Origin of the sequence: Sporosarcina highlanderae, from assembly GCF_030433715.1 — a bacterium.
Taxonomy (GTDB): Bacteria; Bacillota; Bacilli; order Bacillales_A; family Planococcaceae; genus Sporosarcina; species Sporosarcina highlanderae.
In genome coordinates, this window is the sequence record NZ_JAROCC010000012.1 from 1 (window position 1) to 22,933 (window position 22,933).

The window sequence follows — 22,933 nt, forward strand, 5'->3', positions numbered from 1 at the left end:
CCGCAGTAGCTCAGTGGTAGAGCAATCGGCTGTTAACCGATCGGTCGTAGGTTCGAGTCCTACCTGCGGAGCCAATTGGAGAGCTGTCCGAGTGGCCGAAGGAGCACGATTGGAAATCGTGTATACGCTAACCGCGTATCAAGGGTTCAAATCCCTTGCTCTCCGCCAGTTTTAAATCTTACATATGGCCCCTTGGTCAAGCGGTTAAGACACCGCCCTTTCACGGCGGTAACACGGGTTCGAATCCCGTAGGGGTCACCATTTTATATTCGGAGGATTAGCTCAGCTGGGAGAGCACCTGCCTTACAAGCAGGGGGTCGGCGGTTCGAACCCGTCATCCTCCACCATTTAATTAATACAGTAGGATTTAAAATTCCTACAACTAACATTATCGCGGGGTGGAGCAAATCTCATCACGCAGAATGAGATTTGTGTAATTTCCTAAAAGGAAATTACAACTTAGTCCCAAAACAAAACAACACGCGTAGGATTTAAATTTCCTACAACTCACATTATCGCGGGGTGGAGCAGTGGTAGCTCGTCGGGCTCATAACCCGAAGGTCGCAGGTTCAAATCCTGTCCCCGCAACCAAATGGTCCCGTGGTGTAGCGGTTAACATGCCTGCCTGTCACGCAGGAGATCGCCGGTTCGATCCCGGTCGGGACCGCCATTTTTATGTGGCTCAGTAGCTCAGTCGGTAGAGCAAAGGACTGAAAATCCTTGTGTCGGCGGTTCGATTCCGTCCTGAGCCACCATTTTAATATAATGTTGCCGGTGTAGCTCAGTTGGTAGAGCAACTGACTTGTAATCAGTAGGTCGTGGGTTCGACTCCTATCGCCGGCATCATTTTTCCCATGGTGGGGTAGCGAAGTGGCTAAACGCGGCGGACTGTAAATCCGCTCCCTCCGGGTTCGGCGGTTCGAATCCGTCCCCCACCACCATCTTTACAGGGGCATAGTTTAACGGTAGAATAGAGGTCTCCAAAACCTTTGGTGTGGGTTCGATTCCTACTGCCCCTGCCATTACTGTTTAAGTTTAATATTATGGCGGTTGTGGCGAAGTGGTTAACGCATCGGATTGTGGTTCCGACATTCGAGGGTTCGATTCCCTTCAGCCGCCCCATTTCCGTTATTGTTTTTTTAATTTTATTATGGCGATTGTGGCGAAGTGGTTAACGCATCGGATTGTGGTTCCGACATTCGAGGGTTCGATTCCCTTCAGTCGCCCCATTTAAGTTTTGGGGTATAGCCAAGCGGTAAGGCAACGGACTTTGACTCCGTCATTCGTTGGTTCGAATCCAGCTACCCCAGTTTTTGCGGAAGTAGTTCAGTGGTAGAATACGACCTTGCCAAGGTCGGGGTCGCGGGTTCGAATCCCGTCTTCCGCTCCACTTATCTTACGGCGGCATAGCCAAGCGGTAAGGCACGGGTCTGCAACACCCTTACCACCGGTTCGATTCCGGTTGCCGCCTCCATATTTTTTATATGCTGAATGTAAGTTATTGTTATGCCCGAGTGGTGGAATGGCAGACACGTCGCACTCAAAATGCGATGCCGCGAGGCGTGCCGGTTCAAGTCCGGCCTCGGGTATCCACGTCAAAAAGATACAACTTATGTTGTATCTTTTTGCTTTTCAGGTTAGTTTTATTGAAATTGAAAATGCTCCTTTCCGCTAAAACGGGAGGAGCATTTTTAATGGATTGACTTCGGCGAATCTTATCATTTCAATACGATCGATGGCTGTTCGGCAGATAAAACAAATGAAGAGAACTCTCCGCCACTGATGCTTGTAAACATATTTCCGCAAGCTGAAGTTAGTTTCAAAGCTTCCTCTTTTGCCATAGAAGGACGGATGAAAAGAACATGCAATGCAGCTGTTGTCTCTTGGGTTACTGCGGTTCGTACGGAGTCGACAAACGGGCTGCCGAAGGGGCTACAATCATCTCTAAGTAAAAGAATGTTGTTAAGCGAGTTGAAACGGCCGTTCAAGCCGTCATATCCTTCCTCTTCACCCCCTATTGTGAAATAGGCATTTCCAACAATCTTATTTAAATCGTAAATGCCAGCTGGAATTTCATATTGCAGGGAAAAGAATGTATTGAGGTCTACCGCACTATGGAAGGGCTGCAAGTAATTTTGTTTTTTAATCCGTCGAAAGAGAGCCTCCGCAGATGGTCGATAACGGTTCGGGTCTGCCCCAAAAGCTTTCCATACCGTTCTCCAAGCTTGTAGGTTAGGAAAATCAGTGAATGGTTTTTTCTCCAATTCGAAGAAAAGCTGTTCTTGAAATAATTGTAATCTCCCTTTTAGCATTTGAGGGGATTCTGATACAGTAATTTTGGTATAATGGTTAATGCCCAATTTCAAGTCGGGTACAACTTTAAAAAGCTCTTTGTCTAATTCAATCTTCATTACAATCACCCTTGATTTCTTTTCATCAATTTTATCATATAGGAGGCTAACCGTTGTGAATGTCGCTCAATTGCAGAACTCGCTAAAAGAATATGCAGCTTCTATCGGAATCGACAAAATCGGCTTTACGACAGCGGCTCCTTTTCTTGAATTAAAAAATCGCTTGAGGCGTCAACAGGAGTTAGGCTATCAGTCTGGATTTGAAGAAAGTGATATTGAAAAACGTACTGAACCAACATTATTACTTGATCAGGCTGAAAGCATTCTGTCCATTGCCATTGCATACCCTTCAAAAATGCAAAACTCACCTAAAGGTAAAAAAGGGGAGCGACGTGGCATTTTTTGCCGGGCTTCCTGGGGAATGGATTATCATCATGTTCTTCGTGAGAAGTTGTGGTTATTGGAACAATTTATTGCTGAACGGGTTCCTCATGCCAAAATGAGGTCAATGGTGGATACAGGAGAACTTTCTGACCGTGCTGTTGCACAGAGGGCTGGAATCGGCTGGTCTGCCAAAAACTGTTCAGTCATTACCCCGGAGTTTGGATCATATGTCTATTTAGGTGAAATGATCACGAATATACCATTTGAACCGGATATCCCGATGGAGGATCAATGCGGAGATTGCACGCTTTGTTTGGATGCATGTCCAACAGGTGCATTGATTCAAGGGGGACAGTTAAATGCTCAACGCTGTATCGCTTTTTTGACACAGACAAAAAAGGCGATACCAGAGGAGTTCAGGGCTAAAATTGGTAATCGGGTATACGGCTGTGATACTTGTCAGACCGTCTGCCCTAAAAATAAAGGGATATACAATTTACACCAAGCTGCTTTTCAACCTGAGCCGGAGTTGGTCAAACCTCTATTGGTTCCCATGTTAAGTTTGTCAAACCGGGAATTCAAGGAGACTTACGGACATATGTCAGGGTCATGGAGGGGGAAGAACCCGATACAGAGGAATGCAATTCTTGCTCTTGCCCATTTTAAAGATGAGGCGTCTGTACCGGCACTTGCCGATCTATTAGTGAAGGATCCACGGCCACTCATACGGGGAACAGTTGCCTGGGCACTTGGCGAGATTGGTTCAAGTGAAGGATTGTCGGCGATTGAAGATGCAATGATGTCAGAGCAAGACCCGGACGTCCGTGCAGAAATGGAAAAAGTATTGGAAACTATATAAGGGAAGTGCTGAAATGGCGATACATGTCGCGTTATTCGAACCATTAATACCAGCGAATACTGGAAATATTGCCCGTACATGTGCCGGGACAGGAACAAAGCTTCATTTGATTAAACCACTTGGGTTTTCTACGGATGATAAAATGTTGAAGCGCGCAGGACTGGATTATTGGCAATATGTCGATATAACCTACCATGAAGGAATACAGGAATTCTTTGATTCGTTTCCAGAGGCCGAGTTCTACTTCATCACTAAATTTGGTGAAAAGACGTATTCCCACTTCGACTTTTCGGATCAAGGGAAGGATTACTTCTTTGTTTTCGGTAAAGAGACGACAGGCTTGCCAGAAGAAGTGATTGAGAATAACAAAGAGACTTGCTTACGGATTCCGATGAATGGAAATATCCGGTCCTTAAACTTATCAAATACGGCTGCTATTCTTATTTATGAAGCTTTGAGGCAACAGTCCTATTTAGACTTAAAATAATAAAAAACGGGACAGCCTTATATGGCATGTCCCGTTTTTAAATTCTTATTTTTTTACTTTACCAGGCTTGTCTTCATAGCCACCTGTAAGGATAGCAGAAAGGAATGCAAAGCATACGCCTATGATAAGGATTAGTTTCATCAGATGTACCTCCTGTAAAATCATTAGTCCTTTATATAGTATACCCTAAAACAAATGTGATTGTAATGACTGACTTTAAAAATTGTGTCAGTTTCATTAACAGAGGCATCGGATTTCGAAAGTTGCTCAATTAGCGATACAATGGTAGTAAATATGAACAAGGGGGAAATGCTGTGAAGAACTTTGACGGAAAGATTGTACTTGCGAATGGCGTTGAAATGCCTCAGCTTGGTTTGGGCGTTTATAAGATGACTGATTCAGAGGAAACGCTTAAAGCGATTTCTTACGCATTGCAAATAGGTTATAAGGCAATTGACACGGCAGCAATCTATGAAAATGAAAGGGAAACGGGTGAAGCTGTCCGGCAATCAGGTATTCCTCGGGAAGAATTATTCATCACATCAAAGGTGTGGAATGATGACCAAGGATATGATGAAACATTGAGGGCATTCGAAGCATCCCTTGAAAGGCTCGGGATGGAATACTTGGATTTATATTTAACGCATTGGCCGGTTGCCGGCAAATATGTTGATACCTATCGTGCAATCGAGCGTCTCTATGAAGAAAAGTTGATTCGTTCAACAGGCGTTTCCAATCACCATATCCACCATTTAGAGAAAATTTTCAGTGTGGCAAACGTGAAGCCGATGGTAAATCAAATTGAATTGCATCCACGCCTCTCACAAGAGACTTTACGGAAGTTCTGCCAAGAGCATGGCATTGCAGTCACGTCATGGTCTCCGTTAGCAAGAGGCGGGCTTTTGGACAACCCGTTATTGAATGAAATAGGATTGAAATATGGGAAATCCCCTGCACAGGTAATTATTAAATGGCATTTGCAACACGGGTTAATTGTTATCCCTAAATCGGTGACGCAAGAACGTATAAAGGCTAATATCGAAGTTAAAGATTTCGAATTGGCACCGGAAGATATGATGAAAATTGATTCATTGAACATGGATGAGCGAACTGGTACTAACCCTGAAAAATTTGATGAGGCATAAGTAACGAAAACCGGAGCGATGATTATCATCTACTCCGGTTTTTTTATGAAATTTCTATGTCGGTTTGTTCTCCGGTAAACGGATGTACGAATTTCACTGTCTTCGCAACCAATCGATACGTTCCATCTTCCGTTTCGCTGCCCCCATATAAAGTATCCCCTTTGACAGGGTGCCCAATATGGGAGAAATGGACGCGGATTTGGTGCGTTCGGCCGGATTCAAGACTCGCTTCAATTAGTGTCGATTCCTCAAACCGCTCAATAATTTTAAAACGTGTGATGGCATCTTGCCCGTTAGGCGAGACTCGTCGTCTTGTCGGATGATGACGATCGCGCCCGATTGGATATTGAAGCGTTCCTCTCATGCGTTTTACCCGGCCATCGACTTCCGCATGGTAAATCCGTGTGATGGAGCGTTCCTCGATCATCCGGTCGAATAGCGCCTTCGCAATTGGATGTTTGGCTACAAGTACGATACCTTCCGTTCCTTTGTCGAGGCGATGTACATGCTCTGCGTATGTACCGCTATTTTTTGAGACATGAGCCATGATGGCATTCATGAACGTCCCGCCCCCGTCAGCGTCATCAGGATGTGTTGCCATATTGGAGGGTTTCAAGGCAGCGATAATATGTTCATCCTCGAAAAGAATTGGAACGGTTATAGTCTCATCTTGCTTATAGGAGGAGGCTGCATCTTTGAAGTGAAAGATGAGGTCCGTACCTATTTCAAGTGGAGTCCGCCAGTCCAATGGTTCTCCTGCGCTATCTGTGACAGCCTTGTCCATCCGCATTTGATGGACAGTTTTTTTACCAGCCTGCCAATCATTTCGGAGAAGTTCTTCAATCGTTACCTTGTCATGTTTTGTCTTATAGGGAAAAGAAGTCATCATGTTATCCATCACTTTTCATCGTACTCATCAAAGAACGTTCGAATTGTTTCTTTAATGTCTTCATCGTTTCCTTCGGGCAAGCCGACTATGCGTTTGACTTCTTTGCCATCTTTATAATGGATAAGGGCTGGCCAAGATTGAATACCGTACGGTTGAGCTTGATCACCGAATTCCAACATGTTGAATTGATATACATGTATTCCCTCTTCTTTTGCAACCGGCATTAGGAGAGGTGTCATCGCCATGCAATACTGGCACTCCGGGTGGAAGAAATAAGCAGTGACGGACTCGCCGGATCTAACCTTTTCATATAATTCATCAGGGAGCACGATATTACTGTAATTTTCATTACCAATAAGTGCAATCGTCGGCTTCTTAAGATCTTCTTTTCCATAAGGATTGTTTTTCAACTTCTCCTTGTCTGATTGGTTGGATAAAACAACAATCAGTGCGAAGATGGCAATAATGACGCCACCAATTATAAATAGTTTTTTCAATTCACTTAGACTCCTTTTGCCATTTCAATACGAATAGGCTTGTAATGAGGATTAGCACGAATGCCGTCAATGCCATGAACGGTATTGTGATAAATCCAAGGTAATTCACATACTGGCCAGTACATGGGACATTTCCGCAAGCGGGAGCACTGTCATGTAAAAAGGTGAGTTTCTGTATTCCATAATGATAAATTGAAATACTTCCCCCGACGATTGCCATTACAGCCGTTGTCAAAGCAATTTTTGCATTCCTCTCATATAATGCAATTCCCGAAACAAGGACAATCGGATACATAAGGATACGCTGATACCAGCATAATGTACAAGGTTCAAATCCTCGAACCTCCGAATAGTACAAGGAACCAAGGGTTGCGATGAGGGAAATCGTGAAGATGAAAATAAGGCCATTCTCCAACCTTTTCTGCATTGCGTCAACTCCTAATTGTATGACTCATATTTGATTATACGGTGCTGAGATTCCCATGTAAAATAATCAAAACGTTCATGACTTACCCTAATGATTATTGGGTACATATAAAGGGAGAGGTGAACGGAATGAGTGAAGAATTTGATTTATCGTCGTTTGAAATGAGCATGATCATCCGTGAGATGGAAAAGGATGATATTGAAAAGATATTGGAAATGCAGAAGGTGTGTTTCCCGGGCATGGATCCGTGGGAAGAAGAGCATCTGTTAAGCCATATATCCATTTTTCCGGAAGGTCAATTCGTTGCTGAGTTGGACGGGGAAATTATCGGCTCCTGTTCCAGCCTGATCATCAACTTTGATGAATACGATGATCGACATACATGGGACGATATTTCTGATCATGGTTATATAACAAATCATAATCCGGAAGGGTACAACCTATATGGGATTGAAGTGATGGTGCATCCCGATTATCGAAGGATGAAAGTGGGCCAACGGCTATATGAGGCCCGGAAAGAGCTGGTCCAACGATTGAATTTGAAATCGATCATTATCGGTGGCAGAATTCCGAACTATCATCGGTTTGCTTCCGAAATGTCTGCGCGGGAATATGTGGAGGCGGTTACCAGACATAAAATTTATGACCCCGTCCTGACCTTTCAGATATTGAACGATTTTACATTGATGAGGATCAATCCTAATTACTTGCCTGATGATAAAGCTTCGAAAAGGTATGCCACATTGATGGAATGGAATAATGTCGATTATAAGGCAACTTCGAAGCGTCATTATAAGACAAGCTATCCTGTCCGCATCTGTGTCGTCCAATATTTGATGAGGAAGATTTCATGCTTTGAGGAGATGGCCAATCAATGCGAGTATTTTGTGGATGTCGCATCTGACGCCAACTCCGATTTTGTCGTATTCCCGGAGATCTTCACGACGCAGCTAATGTCCTTTTTGGATGAGCCATCGCCAAGCCGGGCTGTTCGGAGGATGACCGAATACACACCGCAATACATCGAACTATTTACAAATCTTGCAGTCCGCTACAATGTGAACATCATTGGAGGTTCCCATTTTGTTGAGGAAGAGGATGAAGAGATTTACAATATCGCTTACCTATTTAGACGGGATGGGTCGATTGAAAAACAATATAAAATTCATATTACACCGAATGAGCGGAAATGGTGGGGGATCAGCCAAGGCGATTCGGTCCGAGTTTTCGATACGGATTGCGGTAAGATCGCCATTCAAATCTGCTATGATATCGAGTTTCCTGAACTTGCACGGATTGCGACGGATAAAGGTGCGAATATCATCTTCACCCCGTTTTGTACAGAGGATCGTCAAGGTTATTTGCGGGTACGGTATTGTGCGCAAGCAAGGGCGATTGAAAATCAGATTTACACAGTTATTTCAGGAACAGTGGGGAATTTGCCACAGACGGAAAATATGGACATCCAGTATGCACAGTCAGCCATTTTCTCTCCATCGGACTTCGAATTTGCTCGTGATGGAATTGTTGGAGAAACGAATGCGAATTTGGAGATGGTGTTGATTGGTGATGTGGATCTCGAGATTTTACGAAGGCAGCGGCAGGACGGTACTGTAAAACAGTTGAAGGACCGCCGCCATGATATTTACCATGTGGAGTATAAAAAGGATTAATCAATAAAAAAACGGCATCCCTTTGAATTAAAGGATGCCGTTTTATTATGACTCAACTGGTATATCTGTCACGCCAGTTGTTTTTTCAGCTTTATGTTTCATTGCCTCAAGGTAAAGGATATGATGACCTTCAACATCCTTCACTGTGAATTCATACCCTTGCTCGATAATCTTCTCACCAGGCACCGCCTCAAATCGTTCGGACATGAACCATCCGCCGATTGTATCGATATCTTCCTCTTCAATATCGATATCAAGGACTTCATTAACGTTTTCAATTAACATTTTTGCATCTAAAATATAGTGGTTTTCATTTACCTTCTGTACTTCTGGTACTTCATCTATATCGAATTCGTCTTGGATTTCTCCGACAATCTCTTCTAAAATATCTTCAATTGTAACGAGACCGGCAGTCCCACCGTATTCATCCATCAAAACGGCCATATGGATCCGTTCTCGTTGGATTTTGAGAAGGAGATCCCCAATTGCTATCGTTTCGATAACCCTGATGATTGGCTGCATATACTCGCTGACAGGTTGTTCACCCGTAGTCGGATCCTTGATGAATTCCGTCAATAGGTTCTTCATATTGACCAAACCGATGACATGGTCTTTATCGCCATCTGTTACTGGGTATCGTGTAAATTGTTCGACACCCATCATCTCGAACACTTCACGCAAAGTCATTTCCTTTTCAATCGTCATCATTTCAGTTCGAGGCACCATAATCTCCTTGGCAACACGATCGTCAAATTCGAATATTTTATTGACAAATTTATATTCAGATTGATTGATTTCGCCGCCTTTTAAGCTGTCGGAAAGGATCATTCTCAACTCATCTTCTGAATGGGCCACTTCCGATTCTGAAACCGGCTTGAAACCGAATAGACGGATAATGAGACGTGCAGAACCGTTCATCCCTTTAATGACAGGGTACATTATGAAGTAAAATAATATGAGCGGTTTTGCTGCTGATAAGGTAATGGCTTCAGCCCGCTGAATAGCGATGGTCTTAGGCGCCAATTCACCTACAACAACATGTAAAAAAGTGACGATTGTAAATGCAATGATGAAAGACAGAATCGTGGATGCTTGCGGTTCCAGTTCAAAATGTGAAAAAACCGGCCCTAATATCAATTTTACGGTCGGTTCACCTAACATACCTAATCCAAGGGCTGTTATCGTGATCCCTAATTGACAAGCCGATAAATATTCATCTAAGTTGCTGATGACCTTTTTGGCAGTTAGTGCTCGGCGGTTACCTTCCGCAACAAGCTGATTGATCCTCGTCGACCGTACTTTCACTATTGCAAATTCACTCGCTACAAAAAATGCGGTGAATGCGATCAAGGCAGCAAATGCTGCCAATCGTATGGCAATTTCCAAATAAGTTTACCTTGCTCCGCGCCCGAATGAGGGGTAGAACAAAGTGCACACCTCCTGTAAGGTTAAAATCGTTAGTTAAACTAATAATAATTTATTTACAAGAAAAATACAAATGGTTTTGCCTAAATCTTGTATAATGGATAAAACATGTTGGAGGTGCGGGTTTGAAGAATCTAAATAAGGCGAGTGAAATACTCAAAACATCATTGCTTTTAGGACTGACCTCATTTGGTGGGCCAGCAGCTCACATCGGCTATTTCCGAGAGGAGTACGTGAAGAAAAAGAAGTGGTTGGACGATAAGATGTACGCAGATATCGTTGCATTATGCCAATTTTTACCGGGGCCAGCGAGTTCACAAGTGGGCATTGCCATCGGTTTGATGCGTGGCGGTTTGCTTGGAGGGATTCTTTCCTGGATAGGATTTACATTGCCATCCGTGTTGCTTCTTATGGGATTTGCATGGCTGATTTCCTCTTCAGGGTCATTTGATATTGGTTGGATCAAAGGCTTGAAGATTGTTGCAGTAGCTGTCGTTGCCCATGCATTGCTTGGAATGGGCAAGTCACTGACTCCTGATCGGCCAAGAATTACAATCGCTTTGGCTACGGCCATTCTAACCGTATTGATACCTACAGCGGTTGGACAGATTGCGATTATTGCCGGTGCGGGATTGATCGGTTTTGGACTTTACCGGAAAGAAGAGGCGCCTGTGCCGGCATCTATCCATCTTTCATTTGGGAAACGGACGGGGGTTGCAGCATGGACGATTTTCTTTGTATTGCTTATCGGTATACCAGCTATTCGGTCGTATTTCCACAATGCTACAATTGCAATCTTTGATACTTTCTATAGGGTTGGTTCAATTGTTTTTGGAGGTGGCCATGTCGTATTACCGATGCTTGAACGAGAAGTTGTACCCGCAGGTTGGATGGACGCAGAGACATTCATTGCGGGATATGGGGCTGCACAAGCGGTACCAGGCCCATTATTTACATTATCAGGCTATTTAGGGCAGTTGATGAATGGACCATCAGGTGCGGTAGTTGCGGTTGTCGCCATGTTTTTACCGTCATTCCTACTTGTCATCGGAACATTGCCGTTTTGGTCGGCAATCCGCTCAAAGATAGGTATCCAAGCTGCTTTGAAAGGGGTAAACGCTGGAGTTGTCGGCATTTTACTTGCAGCGCTATATGATCCCGTTTTTACAAGTTCCATCATTCAACCAATCGATTTTGCAATTGCGGTTATAGCATTTGGACTATTGCAGTATTATAAAGTGGCACCTTGGCTTGTAGTTTTGGTAACGGCCATCTTAGGCGCATTATCACATCTGTTTTTTGGTTGAAAAAAGTGTGTTAATCGGATGTTTCTGTACATACAATAGAGAATGTTCACTATTACTTAAAATTGTACTGAAATGAAACAATTGAAAGAAATGTATTGACAAATGAAAATTGGCAATGTAAGCTAAAATTATTCGAAAATCGAAATAGTAAGGGAGGTGCGGAAAATGAAAAAAGTAAATGTTATCAAAAAACAACAATCTCATATGTCCGTGCCGAATTGGTTTTTATTTACTATTTGAAATAATACCAAGGCGGCATGACTTGCCGTTCCTTTATAATGAGCACACGCTTATCCACAGGAGGCGTGTGCTTTTTTGTCTTTTTTATAATGAAATTTGGTGTTTTCACGTTTTTACGTGTGACATAAGGTGAAACTTCAATCAGTGGGGTTTTTCCACTGATTGTTAGTTGAACCAATCGGGCATTAACTAACTGTTGATCCCCTAAGATCTTACAGTTAGTTAATGCGGGATATAAAACATAAAAACAAGGAAAGGGGCGCTCATGATGATTGTCATGAATCAGCAACGGAAACTATTTAAAAAGGAATCTCTAGAAAGTGGATAGTCGATAGAGAAGAAGGAAGAAGGTTGAATAAATGTTTTCAGTTTTATTTAAATTAAAATGGTTTTTTAAAGAGAATCGTAAAAGGTATACAATAGCACTCGTCCTATTAATGGTTGCAAATATCCTTGTGATTTTGCCGCCATGGATCATAGGGCAGGCGATTGATGCGATTTATACACAGTCGATGACGGCAAAACTGTTGGCGCTTTTTATTGGAGCAATGTTACTGATCATGCTCTTCTCGTATTTCGGAAACTTTATATGGCAGTATCAGTTATTCGGCGGTGCTTATGTCATTGAGCGGCAATTGAGGACGCGGCTCATGAGGCATTTCCTTAAAATGACCCCGACATTTTATGAAAAGAATAAGACGGGGGATTTAATGGCGCGCTCCACAAATGACTTGCGCGCAATTTCGGAAACAGCCGGTTTCGGAATAATGACGCTCGTAGATTCGACTGTGTATTTAGGGACACTTATAATTACAATGGGCTTTGTCGTCTCATGGAAGTTGACCTTAGCGGCAATTATCCCGTTGCCTATATTGGCTTTTATTCTCCAGTACTTGGGGAAGAAGATACATGAACGGTATATGACTGCCCAACAGGCATTCGGGGATTTGAATGATGAAGTCCTTGAAGCGGTTGCTGGCGTCCGTGTCGTCCGCGCCTACGTGCAAGAACGTGCTTCTGAGAAGCGATTTGCGGATATGACGGAAGATGTGTACAAGAAAAATATGCATGTCGAAAAGATTGACGCATTATTCATGCCGTTTTCAAAAACGCTGACAGCTTTGACGTATATGATTGGTCTTGGATATGGTGCGTTTTTAGTATCGACTGGCGAGATGACGTTAGGAAATCTTGTTACATTCAATGTGTATTTAGGGATGATTGTCTGGCCGATGTTTGCAATCGGAGAGCTAATCAACGTTTTACAACGAGGAAATGCGTCGCTTGACCGCGTTATGGAGACGTTGAATTACGAGGAAGACGTCAAGGATCCTGAACAGCCTGTTGATCTTAAACAGCCTGAAAATGTCGGTTTCAATGATGTCAGCTTCACTTATCCAATGTCGCACGCATTGAATTTGGATAAAATCGAACTGAAGTTGGATAGGGGTCAGACGCTTGGAATTGTCGGAAAAACCGGAAGCGGGAAAACGACTTTTGTCAAACAGCTATTGCGTGAATACCCAGCAGGAGAAGGGGAAATCGCCTTTTCTGGTGTTGCCTTGCAATCTTTAAAGAAAGACCAGGTCCGTGATTGGATCGGTTATGTACCGCAGGATCATGTGCTCTTCTCGCGCTCTGTCCGGGATAATATCCTGTTCGGGCGTCCGGAAGCGACGGAAGACGATATTGCGGAATCCATCAGACTTTCTTATTTTGAAAAGGATTTGCAAATGTTGCCTGCCGGACTTGATACACTTGTTGGTGAAAAAGGTGTTGCGCTATCGGGCGGGCAGAAGCAACGGATTTCGATTGCACGAGCTCTTGTGAAAAATCCGGAAATCCTTATCTTGGATGACTCACTTTCCGCAGTTGATGCGAAAACGGAAGCGAAGATCATCGAGAATATCCAATCGGAACGTTCCGGCAAAACGACGATTATTACGACTCACCGTCTATCAGCAATCCAACATGCGGATTGGATCATCGTGCTTGACGATGGCCGAGTCATTGAAGAAGGAAGACATGAAGACTTGCTTGCGAATAACGGATGGTATAAAGAGCAATTCGACCGCCAGCAGATTGGGGAGGTTGAATAAGATGGGTACCGGAAAACGTTTAGTGCAGTATGCGCTTGATTATAAAAAGTTATTACTTACAGGGTTATTCCTTTTAGCGGTGGCAGTTGGAGCGGATTTGATGGGGCCGATGATTGCAAAACGGATCATTGACGATCATATCGCGACATCAATTGATAAATCGATTAATTTTACGCCGATCGCCAAGCTGTTAGCCGTATTTTTCGGGCTTGCGGTAGTGACAGCGATTCTAAGATATTTTCAGTATTTATTGTTACAAAAGGCGGCAAACAGAATTATTCAGAAATTGCGGAATGAATTGTATGCGCATATTCAAACATTGCCAATCCGCTATTTTGATAATTTACCTGCCGGGAAAGTTGTTGCGCGGATTACGAATGATACAGAAGCGATCCGGAATTTATATGTGACGGTCGTTTCCCAATTTGCGATTAGCGGCATGTATATGTTAGGGATTTTCATTGCATTGTTCTATTTGGATCCAAAGATGGGAGCCATCACGCTTTTCGTCTTGCCGGTCCTTTACGTTTGGATGAAGTTGTACAGAAGATTCGCATCAAAAGTGAATCACATCATCCGAAGCAAGAACAGTGAAATGAATGCAATGATCAATGAATCCATCAATGGAATGACGATCATCCAGGCATTCCGTCGTGAAAAGCAGATGGATGGGGAGTTCAATAAGATAAACGATGAGCATTATACGTATCAAAGCAAGCTTTTGAAAGTGGAAGCTGCGACATCACATAATCTTGTCGATATTATCCGCTCACTGGCATTCGTCTTTCTGATTTGGTATTTTGGCGGTGCGTCACTTACTGCTGAAAGTGTAATTTCGGTTGGGATGCTTTATGCATTCGTTGACTATATTACACGGTTGTTCAATCCGATTACAGGGGTCGTCAACCAGTTCGCACGACTTGAACATTCACTTGTAGCGGCTGAACGTGTCTTCGGATTGATGGATCGTCCAGGGGAAGCGGTCAGTGATGTGAAAATTGAACGTTACCGCGGAAATGTCCGATTTGAAGATGTGTGGTTTGCATATAAAGATGAGGAGTATGTATTGAAGGATATCTCATTTGAAGCGAAGCAAGGTGAAACGGTAGCGCTTGTCGGCCATACGGGCTCAGGGAAGAGTTCAATTATGAACTTGTTGTTCCGTTTCTATGATGTATCGAAAGGGAAAATCACGATTGACGGCATGAATATTGGGGAAATGTCACGCCAGACAATCCGTGATCATATGGGTATCGTCTTGCAAGATCCGTATTTGTTTAGCGGAACGGTCGAATCGAATATTAGCTTGGGAGATTCGCGGATTTCACGGGAGCGGGTTCAGGAAGCGCTTGATGCAGTAGGCGGAGAACGAGTGTTGAAGCATTTACCAGGCGGGATTGATGAGCCGGTTGTCGAGAAGGGCAGCACGCTCTCATCTGGTCAGCGGCAATTGATTTCCTTCGCACGTGCGCTTGCCTTTGACCCGGCTATTCTAATTTTGGATGAAGCAACTTCCAATATCGATACGGAAACCGAGGAAATCATCCAGCATGCGATGGACGTGTTGAAGAAAGGTCGGACGACGTTCATTATCGCCCACCGTCTATCGACGATTAAGAATGCGGACCGGATATTGGTGTTAGACCGTGGGGAGATCGTTGAGCAGGGCAATCATGATGAATTGCTTGAGTTTGGCGGACAGTATGCCCAAATGTATAAGTTGCAAGCGGGGACTTCGGGGAATCCAAAAGTGGGGTAAGTTTGTTGAGGGAAGGGACTTCTTAAATGGAGTCCCTTTTTTTGTGTGAATCGTCGGAGTGTGCCCGGAAAGTGGGAAAGTGTCCCCGTAAAACATTAAAGTGTCCCCGTAAAACATTAAAGTGTCCCCGCAACGAGGGAAAGTGTCCTCGCAAATCATCAAAGTCTCCCCTCATCCCACGGGTATCCCCGCATTTTTGGGGTTTATGCGTATAATTAAGGATTTATGCTTCTTTCGGTACGTTTATGCGTTTCTGCGGGGATTTATGCGTAATTCGGTTATCAATATAGCAAATCCCTATCCCAAGTCTTTGGGTTAAATGAAAATTCCGTTGCGAAATGTTTCGTTAACACGTATATTTAGAGTAACGAAGTATTACGTGCGGAAAGTTGGAAATATAGATGATACGCGTCAGTGAGTTAAAACAGAAATTCTATTCTTTCAATCGAAATGTAAGGCTTTTTATAATAGGAAACGCGCTTCTCCAGATCGGGATGGGTGTTTTCATGGTCATGTACAATCTATATATACGGGAGCTTGGGATGCCGGAAACGGTGAATGGAAAGGTGATTTCCATGACCGCGATGGCATCTGCAATCATGCTTGTTCCAGCAGGATTTTTAAGTGATAAATTTGGGCGGAAATGGATGATTGTAGGCGGAGCGTTGTTAGCGGTAACGACTCTGTTTTATCGGGGAATCGCAGTTTCAGAGACTCCGATTATTACAGCGGCATTCTTAACGGGTTTATTCATGGCATTCGTTCAAGTGTCTGGCATACCGTTTCTGGCGGAAAACTCTTCACCTACGGAAAGAGTTAAACTTTTCAGTGTCAATTTTGCGATAATAACGGTTGCGAATGTCATTGGTAGTCTATCGGGTGGAATCATTGCGGATGTGCTCGAAACTGTATTGAAGATCAGTGCAGCTGAAGCGATACGGTATTCGTTGTTGGTAGGGGCATCCATATACACGATAGGCTTGATTCCTTTGTTCAAACTGCAGGAGAAGCCTGCGGAAGAAAAGGTGAAACGGGAACTTACCTCTAATGAAGCGCCCGAGTTGGATGATAGCTTCAAGCGAAATTTGATAGTCATTTTCCATTTTTCATTTGCAAGCCTATTGATCGGATTTGGTTCGGGATTGGTAGTTCCCTATTTGAACCTGTATTTCGCGAATCGCTTTGACGCGACGAATTCCTTTATCGGTTTTGTTCTATCATTAGGGTCTGCAATGACGGCAGTGGCGGCAATGATCGGCCCTGCACTTTCAAGGAAAGTCGGCAAGGTGAAGGCGCTGATATTATTCCAAGCGCTATCGATCCCTTTCTTGTTATTGACGGCGTACACGACATCACTATGGTTGGCTTCGCTCGGCTTCCTTCTTAGACAGGCGCTTATGAATGCGGGCAATCCGATTCAAAGCGCGGTTGCGATGGAAGTTGTGTCGGATAAATATAAGGGTCTTGCCAACTCCATGAATCAGATGGTGTTTAGTCTTGGATGGGCCATGATGGGAACGGTCGCGACAGGACTTGTCGTCGCTCATGGATCCTATTGGGGTTACGCATATGCATTCACCATAACTGCGGGGCTTTATATCATTTCATGTACTTATTATTATTTTATATTTGGAAGAAGGAAATTGGCGGGGGAATGACAAAAGCGGAAGGTGGCGTTTCAATGCCACCCTCCGCTTTTCTTTATTGTCCAGCTCCGGGTGGCAGATGCTCGGGTCATAAGTCAGCTCCCCTACATGGCAAAAGGCGCCATTTCGTGGAGCTGTCTTATGCCTGTCGCATCTAACCGCCACCCTCCGCTTTTCTTCATTGCCCTCTTTGATACTGCGTTTCTTTCCAAGCATTTTGCTCTTCGGGCACTCTGCTTTTATCCTCAAAGACATTTTCAGTTTTCTGGTTTTGAATCTTTAATTGTTCTTTTTCTTTTTGCAATTGCTCAGGGGTCTTTTCATTATCCTTCGCCATATACGTCGCCTCCTTATCGAGGGATAGTATGGTCGGAAAAATTCCCTTCATTCATACACATGGAATGTCATCAGTTCGTGGATCATTTTTTTGACTTGTTCTTCGTCTGCAGGTGTTTCCGCCGTCCAATTGATGGTACCGTCGGGCATGTAGTCTCCTGTGTATCGTTGATTTTGATAAAAGAATGAGAATGTCCAGCCTGGTAAATTACCTCCAGCGAACATTGGTTTATAGCTGAAATGCTGTAGCATTGAATCTCTCCTTTCATAGATAAGCGCCCGTATGCATAAAGTGTACAAACGATACGAAAGGGTGCTGACGTGTTTGTCGATAAATTAAAGCAAGCCATCGAGAGCGAATACAAGGACTATTATTTCTATAAGTCGATGTATGAGAAGACCGATGATCCGCTTTGGCGGGACTTCATCCAGCATGCATATGAAGATGAGAAAAGCCATTATGAAATGTTGCAACAAGTCTATTATATGATGACTGGGACGTTTGTACAAAATCCAAATAAACCGATTCCATGCTACAATTTCAAGCAATGCGTCAAACAAGCACTTGTGGATGAGTTGCACGGGGTGGAGGCTTATAAGGAGCTGTTGTTGACGGTTCCGTTTCAACAGGCATATAATCCGATTTTTATTGCGATGCATGATGAGATGGAGCATGCGATTCGGATGTCGACGATTTATAATTCATTGAAGTGATTGAAGACACGAGACCATCTTTTTGATGATCCCGTGTTTTTTTATCATTAAATACCTAAATGCTGTTGAAAATAGTGTGCTGCCTCCAACATCCTTGGCCCGTACCAGAACATTTCTCCATCTACGAGGATTGGTTTGGTTTCGGGCATCATGTCTATAAACTCTCCAAGGTGCTTTTCTTTGAACGGGAAAGGCTCTGAAGCAAGGAATACATAGTCCAAGTTTGCTTTTTGGAAATCTTCGGCTGAAACGGCGGGATATCTGCCTTCTGCATTTATGAAAGGGTTGATGAAACCTATTTTTTCCAAGAGCGAGTTGATGTATGTATCTTTCCCGACGACCATATACGGTTTCCGCCAGATGACATAGGCGATGCGCTTTTCGTGAGCCTTTGGCAATGAATCGAATTGTTGCTGAATGGAGCTGACTAATTTTGCGGCGGCTTCTATGCGATCTGTGAGGTTGCCCATTTCTTCAATCATCCGAAATGCTTCACCCACTGACTGGACTTCTGCCACATAAACCGGGAAATACTTCTCTAATGCATCTACGATTTCTTTCGTATTCTCTTCTTTTTCAACGATGATTAAATCTGGTTGGACGGCTTGTATAGCTTCAAGTTTAATGTCCTTAGTGCCAGCAACAGCAGGGACATTTTCCGCTTTGTCCTTTGGAAAGATACAAAATCGTGTCCTGCCGACGATTTTCTCTTCAAGGTCGAGCGCGAATAATGTATCCGTAATGCCTGGGCATAAAGAGACAATCCGTTTTGGCGGATAGTGATAGGTGACACGTCGACCGACTCGATCGACTACTGTTTTATTCAAAGTTGAATCACTTCCCTTCATTCAAAAAAACTTCCTGCTTCCTTTGCTACAGTTTCAGGAGCTTTTAAGGACAACGGCTCGCCCTGTAAAAAGTTGAACACGTTCATATCGCTCGTCTCAAGCATCCCAATTGTCATGCGGGGAACGAGACGGAAATGGACTTGCTCTGCGGCGTGCTTTTTCACTGGAATATGCATAACGGCATTAAAGCTCTCCACGCCTTGTCCCTTGAAATAAAGGAAGAAACGAAGCAAGCTTTTCGCAAGGTCCTTGTAGTTTTGACTTTCAAGTTCATCGAAAGAAGCGGCAACGAAAACTCCGATGAAATCATAATGGCTTTTCGGTGCATAGGCATGCAGGAAGCTAATAGATCCTTCCTTACCAATCCAACGTTCCTCAAGATTGCGCTCTTCGGAAACGAGGGACGTGAAGTAATTTGCTCCCTCTTTCTCAAAAAAAGCATGGCTGTTCCTTTTAATTGCCGACTGGTAATTGGTCGGTTGTTCAGATGCAAGCACATGAATATGTGGGTGCAGGATGCTTCCTCCTGAAGGTGGGAGGTAGTTCCAATTGATGGAGACGTATTCAGTTTTAGTATCAAACTCCAACACTTTTTCGATATACTGATGAGCTGCTTTGAACGAATCCGCGATGAGCTCTTCCGTAAACTCCTCAAGCTTCACGTAATGCTGCTTGGACATTCTGACGACGGCGTTATGCTTACTGTATGGGAATAGATTTGGAAATACGATGGCCTCCTTGCCGATAAACCGCCCACCCTCCACTAACTCGTCAGGAAAACGAGGAGTAATCTTCGAGACGTTTTCAGCACAGAAAGGACACTTAGCCCCTTCCGTCTCCTTCGCAAGCTCGGAATAATCCTTCGGTACGAACGGTGCGCCTGGGTCAAAGATAATTCTTGAAGTTTCACCGGTCAATGGATCGAACCTGATTTCGGTCTTTCTATCAATCAACTTCTCATCTTGCATCGGATCATGGAATGTAAAAAACTCTTCATGTTTCCGGAACGATATTGGCATGAGAATGCTCCCCCTCAAATATGTTATTTCTTCCATTCTATCGTTAACTGACAGAAAAGTCAGCCGGATGAATCACTCTATTTACGTTCGTCTGTGGTAAAATAGATTGTAGAATAGTTTGTTAAATTAAAGATAACAAGATAGGGGAAATGTGAAAATGATTAAATCAGCGACATTATATACGAATAATGTAAAGGCGTTAAGACGGTTTTATGGAAATGTGTTGGAACTGGATATTACAGACAATGCTCCAGAACAATTCACTGTCAGAATCGGGGAATCCCATTTAACTTTCAAACATACAGACCAACCTGCATTCTACCATTTTGCAATCAATATTCCGGGCAACCAATTTTCAATGATGAAGTATTGGATAACTGACCGCGTCACATTGAATAGGGAAGAGGGGCGGGATGAAGTGTACTTCCCAAGCTTCGATGCGGATTCAATGTATTTTGAGGATCCTGCGGGGAATATCGTTGAACTGATTGGTAGACGAAAACGTGATTTATTCGGTGATCTGACAAAAGAGTCCTTCCTCGATATTAGCGAAATCAGCATCACAACACCCCATGTCGTAGAGGTAGGAGACCAGCTGCAAGACCTTGGAATTCCGCTACGGAATGGAACCGAAGTAAGCCCGAATGAATTGAACTTTCTTGGACGCGGAGATGCATTCATCGTCCTCGTTCCACCGGGACGAAGATGGTACTTTTCAAAAAAAAATGCCGAAACATTCCCTATTGAAATGACATGGAATGATGAAGTTATCAAATTGGATGGGGAAGGGAAACTGAACTCTTGATGAACATGAAAATGTTCAATATGGGGGCAATTTAGGTTGCAACAAAGTAGTGGAAAGGCAGGTGGCGGTTATTAAACGTTTTTTATTTCCATTCATTTACCTAATTGTTATAGGATTGGCTGCGGTAAATAGTTTCACATTAATTTTTAATCAAGGGGAAGGGGAGAATGTTGGTGGTTTTGTCGACCCCCTATGGTTCGATATTCTTATGTTTGTTTTTATGACAACATCGCATTCCTTTCCATTCCTTCTTGTTATTGGGTTAATTCATATATTTTATCGGATGCATAAAAGGGGGGAAATTCAGTTATGGAAGAAGAATATTTGAATGGCAAGAAAAAGGTCGACGAGAAAAAATTGATGATAAGAGAAGCAGGCTTCGTAGCATTGGTGATAATACTTTTTCTTCAATACTTTAAGTTAGCTGCTTACTTGGAGAATGAATTCTTTTTTAATAGTTATTTCATGAGCTATATTGTCTTATTTTTGGGTATTCCTTTATGTTATTTTGCCGCGAAATATTTAGTTAAGGTTATAAAGAAAGTTATCTGAAGGAAGGAGGGGAGATTTAATGTTTCCTACATTAGAGACAGATAGGCTACTATTACGAGAACTAACAAATGAGGATATAGAAGGTATTTTTGCTTGTTTCTCAAACGAGGATGTAACACGTTTTTACGGTCAAGAAACATTAAAAAGTATTGAAGAAGCTAAGAAAATCGTGGAATTCTTCTCGAAAAGCTATATTGAAAAAAGAGGTATACGATGGGGAATTGAGCGAAAAGAAACCAAAGGGATAATTGGAACAATTGGCTTTAACGCTTGGTTGCCAAAACATAAACGAGCTGAAATTGGTTACGAGATTCACCCGCAACAATGGAGAAAAGGATATACCTCAGAAGCAGTTTCTGAAGTTCTTTCTTATGGCTTCGATGTTATGGGTTTAACTCGCATAGGTGCAGTCGTATTTATTGAAAATGAAGCCTCGAATAAATTATTAGAAACAGTAGGTTTTCAAAAAGAGGGAGTTTTAAGAAATTATATGTACCAAGATGGAAAGCCATATGATACAAACATCTATTCCCTCCTTAAAGAATAGAATTCAACAAAAGGGAGCAGTTGCGCATAACTGTCTACCGCAAAAGATGCCATTGTATTATGTGACGACTTGAGTATTGGGAAGGGAGTGAATTTCGATGACTAAAAATAAAAAGATTCTTTTTAGCTTGCTAATCGCACTTTTATTAGGCATCCCATTCAAATGGATTCAATATAAAGGCGATAGTATGGTATCTGTATTTCAAGTCTTAGAGTTAGGACCACGGAATATGTTTTTTGATATCTCGTTATTAGCACTTAACACTTTTATTATTTTCTTCATATGGTCTGTTTTATTGAAACCTAAGAATATGGAGGGCCGTGCAGCATCTTATGAGGATTAGTGCATTTACAGAAAAAAGGTTAGGTGTTTAAGATGTTTTTTGTTCAATTGTCTGGCTTCCCTGGCTCTGGGAAGTCCACACTATCCCGGCAAATTGCTAAGAGAACCGGGGCGGTCATAGTAGACCATGACATTGTAAAATCCGCATTATTACATTCCATAGGTGATGGTTTAATTGATGCAAAATTAGCGGGTAAGATATCATACAATATTGATTGGTCTTTGGTTGAATTTCACTTATCTCAAGGGCAGAGTGTGGTATTTGATAGTCCCTGCCTTTATCAAGAAATGGTTGATAAAGGGGTGAATTTATCTGAAAAGTATAATGTGAAATACAAATACATTGAGTGCTACCTTGACGATTTTCATGAGGTTAATAAAAGATTAAAAAACCGAGTAAGATTGGTAAGTCAAATATGTGGGATAAATTCTGAAGAGGATTTTAAGTACACCATTGAAAACAGCAAAAAACCTACAGGTTATCAGTGTTTAGTAGTAGATACTAACAGACCCTTGGAGAGCTACATTAATCAGGTTATAAGTTACATAAATAAATGAGTACTTGAAGAACATTGAGCTACA

General features: G+C 42.8%; 23 protein-coding genes and 15 tRNA genes. 29 read left to right on the plus strand and 9 right to left on the minus strand.

Annotated features, from left to right (window positions below; genetic code table 11):
- The first annotated feature begins 77 nt into the window (after positions 1-77).
- From P5G49_RS13735 to P5G49_RS13805, 15 genes are all read left to right on the plus strand, one after another.
- A tRNA-Ser gene (locus tag P5G49_RS13735) sits at positions 78-168 on the plus strand.
- An 18-nt stretch (positions 169-186) separates the two neighbouring features.
- Positions 187-261: transfer RNA gene (locus P5G49_RS13740), tRNA-Glu, on the plus strand.
- Between the two features lie 10 nt (positions 262-271).
- Positions 272-347: transfer RNA gene (locus P5G49_RS13745), tRNA-Val, on the plus strand.
- 169 nt (positions 348-516) lie between these two features.
- Positions 517-591 (plus strand) — tRNA-Met (locus P5G49_RS13750).
- A 3-nt stretch (positions 592-594) separates the two neighbouring features.
- Positions 595-670, plus strand: a tRNA-Asp gene (locus P5G49_RS13755).
- A gap of 9 nt (positions 671-679) precedes the next feature.
- Positions 680-755, plus strand: a tRNA-Phe gene (locus P5G49_RS13760).
- Positions 756-770: 15 nt separating this feature from the next.
- A tRNA-Thr gene (locus tag P5G49_RS13765) sits at positions 771-843 on the plus strand.
- 13 nt (positions 844-856) lie between these two features.
- Positions 857-941: transfer RNA gene (locus P5G49_RS13770), tRNA-Tyr, on the plus strand.
- Positions 942-948: 7 nt separating this feature from the next.
- A tRNA-Trp gene (locus tag P5G49_RS13775) sits at positions 949-1,022 on the plus strand.
- 24 nt (positions 1,023-1,046) lie between these two features.
- Positions 1,047-1,122 (plus strand) — tRNA-His (locus tag P5G49_RS13780).
- Positions 1,123-1,153: 31 nt separating this feature from the next.
- Positions 1,154-1,229 (plus strand) — tRNA-His (locus P5G49_RS13785).
- A 9-nt stretch (positions 1,230-1,238) separates the two neighbouring features.
- Positions 1,239-1,310 (plus strand) — tRNA-Gln (locus tag P5G49_RS13790).
- Positions 1,311-1,315: 5 nt separating this feature from the next.
- A tRNA-Gly gene (locus P5G49_RS13795) sits at positions 1,316-1,390 on the plus strand.
- Positions 1,391-1,400: 10 nt separating this feature from the next.
- Positions 1,401-1,474, plus strand: a tRNA-Cys gene (locus P5G49_RS13800).
- Between the two features lie 34 nt (positions 1,475-1,508).
- Positions 1,509-1,589, plus strand: a tRNA-Leu gene (locus P5G49_RS13805).
- Between the two features lie 129 nt (positions 1,590-1,718).
- Here P5G49_RS13805 and P5G49_RS13810 read toward each other — a convergent pair.
- Entirely contained in the window at positions 1,719-2,411 is a 693-nt protein-coding gene (locus tag P5G49_RS13810; protein ID WP_301244663.1) for a B3/B4 domain-containing protein, read from the minus strand.
- A gap of 55 nt (positions 2,412-2,466) precedes the next feature.
- Here P5G49_RS13810 and queG point away from each other — a divergent pair, with 55 nt between their 5' ends.
- The 3 genes from queG (at position 2,467) to P5G49_RS13825 (ending at position 5,226) form a co-directional block, all read left to right on the plus strand.
- The gene (gene queG / locus P5G49_RS13815) at positions 2,467-3,594 is read left to right on the plus strand and encodes a tRNA epoxyqueuosine(34) reductase QueG (RefSeq protein ID WP_301244664.1); all 1,128 of its coding nucleotides are present in this window, start codon (positions 2,467-2,469) and stop codon (positions 3,592-3,594) included.
- A gap of 13 nt (positions 3,595-3,607) precedes the next feature.
- Positions 3,608-4,081 (plus strand): tRNA (uridine(34)/cytosine(34)/5-carboxymethylaminomethyluridine(34)-2'-O)-methyltransferase TrmL, encoded by a 474-nt coding sequence (gene trmL / locus P5G49_RS13820; protein WP_301244665.1) that lies wholly within the window; start codon positions 3,608-3,610, stop codon positions 4,079-4,081.
- A gap of 359 nt (positions 4,082-4,440) precedes the next feature.
- On the plus strand, positions 4,441-5,226 hold the full coding sequence (locus P5G49_RS13825; RefSeq protein ID WP_301244881.1) for an aldo/keto reductase: 786 nt from the start codon (positions 4,441-4,443) through the stop codon (positions 5,224-5,226).
- Positions 5,227-5,269: 43 nt separating this feature from the next.
- On the opposite strand, the gene P5G49_RS13830 is transcribed toward P5G49_RS13825, so the two are convergent.
- From P5G49_RS13830 to P5G49_RS13840, 3 genes are read right to left on the minus strand one after another with little or no spacing between them, the layout of a single operon-like run.
- Positions 5,270-6,124: an RluA family pseudouridine synthase gene (locus P5G49_RS13830; RefSeq protein ID WP_363322188.1), complete on the minus strand. Its 855-nt coding sequence runs from the start codon at positions 6,122-6,124 to the stop codon at positions 5,270-5,272.
- Positions 6,124-6,612: a thioredoxin family protein gene (locus P5G49_RS13835; protein ID WP_301244666.1), complete on the minus strand. Its 489-nt coding sequence runs from the start codon at positions 6,610-6,612 to the stop codon at positions 6,124-6,126. Before P5G49_RS13835 ends, P5G49_RS13830 begins: the two co-directional genes overlap by 1 nt.
- Before the next feature lies 1 nt (position 6,613).
- Positions 6,614-7,039 carry a disulfide oxidoreductase gene (locus tag P5G49_RS13840; RefSeq protein ID WP_301244667.1) on the minus strand — a complete coding sequence of 142 codons (426 nt, stop codon included), beginning with the start codon at positions 7,037-7,039 and terminating at the stop codon, positions 6,614-6,616.
- 128 nt (positions 7,040-7,167) lie between these two features.
- Between P5G49_RS13840 and P5G49_RS13845 the strand changes: the two genes are divergently transcribed.
- Complete coding sequence (locus tag P5G49_RS13845; RefSeq protein ID WP_301244668.1) at positions 7,168-8,712, plus strand: carbon-nitrogen hydrolase family protein; 1,545 nt, start codon at positions 7,168-7,170, stop codon at positions 8,710-8,712.
- Between the two features lie 45 nt (positions 8,713-8,757).
- On the opposite strand, the gene P5G49_RS13850 is transcribed toward P5G49_RS13845, so the two are convergent.
- Positions 8,758-10,098, minus strand: a complete 1,341-nt coding sequence (locus P5G49_RS13850) for a hemolysin family protein (RefSeq protein WP_301244669.1) — start codon at positions 10,096-10,098, stop codon at positions 8,758-8,760.
- Between the two features lie 164 nt (positions 10,099-10,262).
- Here P5G49_RS13850 and chrA point away from each other — a divergent pair, with 164 nt between their 5' ends.
- The 4 genes from chrA (at position 10,263) to P5G49_RS13870 (ending at position 17,200) form a co-directional block, all read left to right on the plus strand.
- Positions 10,263-11,444, plus strand: coding sequence for a chromate efflux transporter (gene chrA / locus P5G49_RS13855; protein ID WP_301244670.1), 1,182 nt, complete (start codon positions 10,263-10,265; stop codon positions 11,442-11,444).
- A 599-nt stretch (positions 11,445-12,043) separates the two neighbouring features.
- Positions 12,044-13,783 (plus strand): ABC transporter ATP-binding protein, encoded by a 1,740-nt coding sequence (locus tag P5G49_RS13860; protein ID WP_301244671.1) that lies wholly within the window; start codon positions 12,044-12,046, stop codon positions 13,781-13,783.
- A gap of 1 nt (position 13,784) precedes the next feature.
- Entirely contained in the window at positions 13,785-15,542 is a 1,758-nt protein-coding gene (locus tag P5G49_RS13865; protein WP_301244672.1) for an ABC transporter ATP-binding protein, read from the plus strand.
- 401 nt (positions 15,543-15,943) lie between these two features.
- Positions 15,944-17,200, plus strand: coding sequence for an MFS transporter (locus P5G49_RS13870; RefSeq protein WP_301244673.1), 1,257 nt, complete (start codon positions 15,944-15,946; stop codon positions 17,198-17,200).
- Between the two features lie 166 nt (positions 17,201-17,366).
- Here the strand turns inward: P5G49_RS13870 and P5G49_RS13875 are convergent, their stop codons facing one another.
- On the minus strand, positions 17,367-17,525 hold the full coding sequence (locus P5G49_RS13875; RefSeq protein ID WP_301244674.1) for a hypothetical protein: 159 nt from the start codon (positions 17,523-17,525) through the stop codon (positions 17,367-17,369).
- A gap of 47 nt (positions 17,526-17,572) precedes the next feature.
- Positions 17,573-17,776, minus strand: coding sequence for a YheE family protein (locus P5G49_RS13880; RefSeq protein ID WP_301244675.1), 204 nt, complete (start codon positions 17,774-17,776; stop codon positions 17,573-17,575).
- Positions 17,777-17,845: 69 nt separating this feature from the next.
- Here P5G49_RS13880 and P5G49_RS13885 point away from each other — a divergent pair, with 69 nt between their 5' ends.
- On the plus strand, positions 17,846-18,238 hold the full coding sequence (locus tag P5G49_RS13885; RefSeq protein WP_301244676.1) for a ferritin-like domain-containing protein: 393 nt from the start codon (positions 17,846-17,848) through the stop codon (positions 18,236-18,238).
- Between the two features lie 47 nt (positions 18,239-18,285).
- Here the strand turns inward: P5G49_RS13885 and P5G49_RS13890 are convergent, their stop codons facing one another.
- Together P5G49_RS13890 and P5G49_RS13895 are read right to left on the minus strand one after the other, a co-directional pair.
- Positions 18,286-19,086 carry an ABC transporter substrate-binding protein gene (locus P5G49_RS13890; RefSeq protein ID WP_301244677.1) on the minus strand — a complete coding sequence of 267 codons (801 nt, stop codon included), beginning with the start codon at positions 19,084-19,086 and terminating at the stop codon, positions 18,286-18,288.
- The gene (locus P5G49_RS13895; RefSeq protein ID WP_301244678.1) at positions 19,083-20,105 is read right to left on the minus strand and encodes a hypothetical protein; all 1,023 of its coding nucleotides are present in this window, start codon (positions 20,103-20,105) and stop codon (positions 19,083-19,085) included. Before P5G49_RS13895 ends, P5G49_RS13890 begins: the two co-directional genes overlap by 4 nt.
- Before the next feature lie 157 nt (positions 20,106-20,262).
- On the opposite strand from P5G49_RS13895, the gene P5G49_RS13900 reads away from it, so the two are divergent.
- The 5 genes from P5G49_RS13900 (at position 20,263) to P5G49_RS13920 (ending at position 22,909) form a co-directional block, all read left to right on the plus strand.
- Positions 20,263-20,910, plus strand: coding sequence for a glyoxalase (locus P5G49_RS13900; RefSeq protein ID WP_301244679.1), 648 nt, complete (start codon positions 20,263-20,265; stop codon positions 20,908-20,910).
- Positions 20,911-21,219: 309 nt separating this feature from the next.
- Positions 21,220-21,462 carry a hypothetical protein gene (locus P5G49_RS13905; RefSeq protein ID WP_301244680.1) on the plus strand — a complete coding sequence of 81 codons (243 nt, stop codon included), beginning with the start codon at positions 21,220-21,222 and terminating at the stop codon, positions 21,460-21,462.
- A 19-nt stretch (positions 21,463-21,481) separates the two neighbouring features.
- Positions 21,482-22,009 carry a GNAT family N-acetyltransferase gene (locus tag P5G49_RS13910; RefSeq protein WP_301244682.1) on the plus strand — a complete coding sequence of 176 codons (528 nt, stop codon included), beginning with the start codon at positions 21,482-21,484 and terminating at the stop codon, positions 22,007-22,009.
- Positions 22,010-22,106: 97 nt separating this feature from the next.
- Complete coding sequence (locus P5G49_RS13915; protein ID WP_301244684.1) at positions 22,107-22,352, plus strand: hypothetical protein; 246 nt, start codon at positions 22,107-22,109, stop codon at positions 22,350-22,352.
- Positions 22,353-22,384: 32 nt separating this feature from the next.
- Positions 22,385-22,909, plus strand: a complete 525-nt coding sequence (locus P5G49_RS13920; protein WP_301244685.1) for a P-loop nucleotide/nucleoside kinase family protein — start codon at positions 22,385-22,387, stop codon at positions 22,907-22,909.
- The last annotated feature ends 24 nt before the right edge of the window (positions 22,910-22,933 follow it).